This window comes from Nonomuraea antri (assembly GCF_013283785.1).
Classification (GTDB): domain Bacteria; phylum Actinomycetota; class Actinomycetes; order Streptosporangiales; family Streptosporangiaceae; genus Nonomuraea; species Nonomuraea antri.
The window spans coordinates 1-5,134 of record NZ_JABCPZ010000400.1; the positions used below are offsets into that span (position 1 = coordinate 1).

The 5,134-nt window shown below is 75.7% G+C and carries 2 protein-coding genes; both read right to left on the reverse strand.

Translation table 11 applies throughout. The features are described from left to right. Positions 1-965 (reverse strand): FAD-binding oxidoreductase (locus HII36_RS53165; RefSeq protein WP_173531026.1); only part of this gene is annotated, 965 nt, incomplete at its 3' end. Between the two features lie 127 nt (positions 966-1,092). Next, complete coding sequence (locus tag HII36_RS58450) at positions 1,093-4,974, reverse strand: BTAD domain-containing putative transcriptional regulator (RefSeq protein ID WP_173531027.1); 3,882 nt, start codon at positions 4,972-4,974, stop codon at positions 1,093-1,095. Between the last annotated feature and the right edge of the window lie 160 nt (positions 4,975-5,134).

Consider the following 5,134-nt stretch of genomic DNA (forward strand, 5'->3'; position numbering starts at 1 on the left):
AGGTGGGCCAGCGACATCCCGTCACCGTACGCGGGCACGGGACCGGGCGGGTCCAGGTGCAGGGCGAGCACGTCCATCGGGGTGGCGGGGGCCACGGTGTCGTTGATCGGGCCGAGCGCGCGCAGCGGCGCGATCAGCTCGCCGGTCGACTCCGGCGAGCCCAGGTGCACCAGCTCGATGACACAGAAGGAGCCGCCGCGCAGCGGTTCCGGCAGTTCGGGCAGCGGCGGGAAACGCAGCAGGCGTCCGCACGAGGTCAGCTCGTCCGGCGTGCCGGGCACCCACGCGCTCCAGGCGTCCAGCACCTGCCCGGCACGTTCCAGCGGGAAGAACAGGGCGCCCGCGGTGATCTGGCCGGCCGGGTAGAGCCTGATGTCGAGCGACGTGACGGCGGCGAAATCGCCGCCGCCCCCGCGCAGCGCCCAGAACAGCTCGGGCTCGTGCGTGGCGTCCACGCGGCGCTGCCTGCCGTCCGCGGTGACGACCTCGGCGGCCACCACCGAGTCGGCGGCCAGCCCGTAACGGCGGGCCAGCCAGCTGATGCCGCCGCCCAGCGTGTAGCCGGCCACGCCCACGTCGTGCGCGGAACCGGCGAGCGGGATGAGGCCGTGCGCGGCCGCTGGCGCGACCACGTCGGACCACACGGCCCCGGCGGACACCCGGGCGAGACGGGCGGCGGGGGAGATCGTGACCTCGCGCATCAGGCTCGTGCGGAGGAGCAGGGCGTCCGCCAGCGAGCCGAGCGGCGCGGCGTTGTGGCCGGTGCCCTGCACGGCGACCCGCAGCCCCGCCTGGGCGGCCCAGGTCACCGCCGCGGCCACCTCCTGGGCGTCGCGCGGGGTCGCGACCGCCGCGGGCCGCTGGTCGACGGCGAGGTTCCAGGCGAGGCGGGCCTCGTCGTAGCCGGGCTCACCGGCACGGACGACGGACAGCGCCGAATCGGCGCGATCGAGAACAGGATTCATGGCGTCCATGCTGTTCGGATCCGGGCCGCGGGGGATCCGTGACCGCTACCGGGTCAAGGCCCGCGCACTACGGAGATTGCCGGCCCCGATCAGCGGCCCGTACTACGGAGACCGCCCACGGCTCGTCCTATGGAGATCGCCGGACTCGATCCGCGCTCGCCCCGAGTCCCGTGCGCAACGCCGATCGGCTCGGCGCGCCGGTCTTCGCCAGCAGGCTGGCCACGTGCGTCTCCACCGTCCGGGTGGACAGGTAGAGCTGCGTGGCGATCTCCGGGTTGCTCAGCCCACGCTCGACCAGTTCGAGCACCTCCAGCTCGCGCCGCGTCACGCCCAGCTCGCGCAGCCCGGCCGGCACCTGCGCGGCGTCGCCACGGGCACGCGGCACCGGATGGCCCAGCCTGCGCATCAGCTCGCGGCACATCCGCAGCAGGCGTACCTCGCCCGAGCCGTCCAGGTGGGCCAGCGCGGCACGCAGCCAGGCCCGCGGGTCGCCGAAGCCCTCCGCCGCGGCCGACTCCGCCAGCACCAGGCGCAGGACGTGCCGCCAGTACGGATGCCCGGCCAGCGCCTCGTCCCCCGCCGCGAACAGCCGCCCGGCCCGCTCCAGGTCCCCGGCCCTGGCCGCCGCCACCGCGTCCGCGTAGTGCAGCGCGCCCTCGTTCCCCGCGTGCACGCCGACGTCCGCCGCGCGCAGCACCTCGCGCCCGCTGTCGTCCGACGGGTCCACCGCCATCCGCAGCAACGCCCAGAACCCCCAGAACGGCGTGGCCGGAGCGACGGGATTGCCCCGGCGCGGCGCCAGCCCGCGATCGAGCAGCGCCACCGCGCCGGCCGCGTCGCCGTCGAGCCACGCGGCGCAGCCCCGCACGTCGTCGCCCCACACCCCGATGTCCATCGAGTCGGGCACGAGCGCGCTCGCCTCGGCGAGCAGCGGCTCCACCCGGTCGCCCGCGCCCGCGAGCAGGTGGCCGAGCGCCGCGAACCTGCGGGCCAGCGCGCCGACCGACGGCAGCCGGAGCCGGTCGGCGCGCTCCATCGCGCGCTCGGTCCACGGCAGGTTCGCGGCGTAGCCGTCCCTGGTCGAGACGCACGCGCTGATCTGCACGTCCAGGACCGCGGCCCGGGCCGGCATCCCGGCCTCCTCGGCCCGCTGCTGCGCCTCACGCAGCCGGTCGAGCCGGCCCGAGCGCAGCATGTCGTTGGCGCCCAGCTCCGACAGCGCGCGGATCCGCCACACCGTCATCCCCTGCCGGTCGGCCAGCCGCCACGCCTCGGTGAACGCCTCCTCGGAAGCCGCGGGATCGCTGCGCCGCAGCCCCCGTCCGACGATCTCCAGCGCCTCGCACACGGCCTCCGGCCGGCCGGTACGCTCGCCCTCCGCCACGGCCGCCCGCGCGAAGCCGATCGCCTCGACGACGTTCTGCTCGCCCAGCGCGACGTGCGCACGCAATGCGTCGACCCTGGCGTCCCGGGTGTCGGCCACCGGCGACAGGAACCGCTTGGCGTCGGCCCAGCGGTCGGCGGCGATGGCGGCGCGGGCCAGATGCAGGCACAACAGCAGCAGCCGCCTGTCACGTACCCGGTCCAGGATCCCGGTGCCGATGGCGGTGGCCTCGTCCACCTGCCCGGTGAGCCCGAGCACCCGCACCCGTTCGACCGCCAGGTCGAGGTCCGCCGGCGCCAGTTCGGCGGCCCGGCGCAGGGTGTCCTCGGCGGTTCCCAGCGCGCCGGCGTCCACCGCGGCCCTGGCGACCAGCAGCAGCAGGCGGGCGGCGTCCGCGCCCTGACCGGCCTGCGCGTACAGCTCGGCGGCGAGCGACAGCCGGTCGCCCGACAACTCGCCGACGTCCAGCGCCGCCGCCGCCCGCCTCGACAGCAGCGCCCGCTCGGGCGCGAGCAGCCGCGCCAGCACCGCGTCCCTGGTCAGCGCGTGCCGCCCGCGCAGACCGCCCCTCGCCTGCGGATCGATCACCAGCAGGGACGCGTCCACCGCCGCACGCAACGCCTCGGCGACCTCGTCCTCGCCGTGTCCGCTGACCGCGGGCAGCAGCCGCCAGTCGAGATCGCCGCCGAGGATCGCGGCCATCTGCAGGATCTCCCGCGTCGGACGGGGGAGCGAGTCCATCCGCCGGTAGGACAGCTCGGCGACGGTGGCCGGCACCCCCGGGCCGCCGCCAGGGCCGCGTACCGCCTCCACCAGCTCCTCGACGAGCAGCGGAAGCCCGTCCGACAGCCGGACCACCAGCTCGGCCGACTCCGCGCCGAGCTCCGCCGCCCGTGCCTTGACCAGCGCGGCCACCTGCGCCGACGTCAGGCGGGGCAGGTCGAGCACCACCGAGGCGTGCCGCCGCAGCTCGGCGGGCGCGGCCCCGGCCGGCTCGTCGTCCCGCGCCGCGCAGACCAGCAGGATCGGGGACGTCGCAAGCCGCCCGGCCAGGTAACCCAGGAGCGCCGAGCTGTCCGGATCGGCCCACTGCAGATCGTCCAGCGTCACGACCAGGCCGCGCGACCCGCAGATCACCCGCAACAGTTCGAGCACCGCCTCGCCGAGCAGCACCACCGGGTCGACCAGCGTACGCTCGGACCCGTCCACGGCCGGCCAGCCCGGCAGCAGCCGGCCGAGTATCGAGTGATACGGCGCGAGCCTGGAATCGTGCGCGAGCACCGGCGGCGCGGCGGGCATCAGCGCCTCCACCACCGGCCGGTACGGCCCGCCCCGCTGCACGGACCTGCCGCGCAGCACCTCCATCCCCATGGCGCGGGCGCGGCCGGCGGCCTCGGCGAGAATGCGGCTTTTGCCGATGCCGGCCTCGCCGGTGACCAGGAGCAGCGCGCCGGTTCCCGAACGGGCGGCGATGAGGCGGCCGAGCACGAGCTCCAGCTCGTCGTCACGACCGACCGCACCTGCGGCCTTCACCACGCCGTCGTACCGGGTGGTCGATCCGGCGGCGAGGGCCGCGGCCCCGACGGCCGGGCTCGCAGGCCCGGTGGGGGTCAGGGGCCCGAGCTCGGCGCTCACGAGCGGCGCGGACCCGGAGGTGGCGAGGAGCGGTGCGGGCCCCGAGCTTGCGAGCGGTGCGGGCCCCGAGCTCGGGAGCAGCCGGGCGTCGAGCGCAGTTGCAGTGGTGGAGAGGTCGAGGGCAGCGGTGGCGGGGGACTCAAACGCGGCGAAGGGGACAATTCGCCCGGGATGCGCGCCCACCGGGGAAGCGGCCCACGCACCCGGACGAACCGTGGACGCGTGCAACACCTCCATCCGCTGCCCCAGCACCGCCTCCTCCAGCTCCACCAAGGCAGGACCGGGATCGAGCCCGAGCTCGTCGGCGAGCGTACGGCGGGCGCGACGCAGCGCGGCGAGGGCGTCGGCCTGCCGGTCGCTGCCCCACAGGGCCAGCGCGAGCAGCCGCCACCCCTCCTCGCGTAACGGCTGACGCCGCGTCAGCACCTCGGCCGCCGGAACGGCGTCACCCGCCGGGCCGGACTTGAGCATCATCGCCACGAGGAGTTCGTCGGCACCCAGCCGCAGCTCCTCCAGCCTGGCTGCCTCCGCCGCGACCCACTCCTCGTCCGCGACCTCGGCGAACGCTCCGCCGCGCCACAGATCCAGCGCCCGCCCGAGCAGCGACCGCGCCTGCGCCGGTTCGCCGGTGCTGCGTTCCCGCGCCTCCCGGACGAGCCGCGCGAACAGCCACGCGTCCACCGCGCCCTCGTCGAGCTGCACGGCGTACCCCGGAGCGGAACTGACCAGTACGCGAGCCTTCGCCCGCGGCACCCGGTCGGGCTCGAGCGCCCGGCGCAGGTGCGCGACGTAGGTCTGCAACGAGGTGAGCGCCGAAGCGGGCGGCTCACCCCGCCACAGGTCGTCGATCAGCCGATCGACGGGCACCACGTCACCGCCCGCGGCCACCAGCCTGGCCAGGACGGCCCGCTGCCGCGGCCCGCCGAGCTGAACCGCCTCACCGTTCACCTGCGCCCTGGTGGTGCCGAGTACCTGAACCGCCACCGTCATCGGACGCGCTCACCCAAGTACGCGGGAAAGACGGAACCCGGACCGGAGCGGTCCAACGAGGAATCTGCGGGTGCCCCGGACGAGGCGACGATCGGCACGGAGGACATCGTAGGTCGACCACCCCAAATCCCCCAAGCAGCTCGTCTCCCCAACCCACACC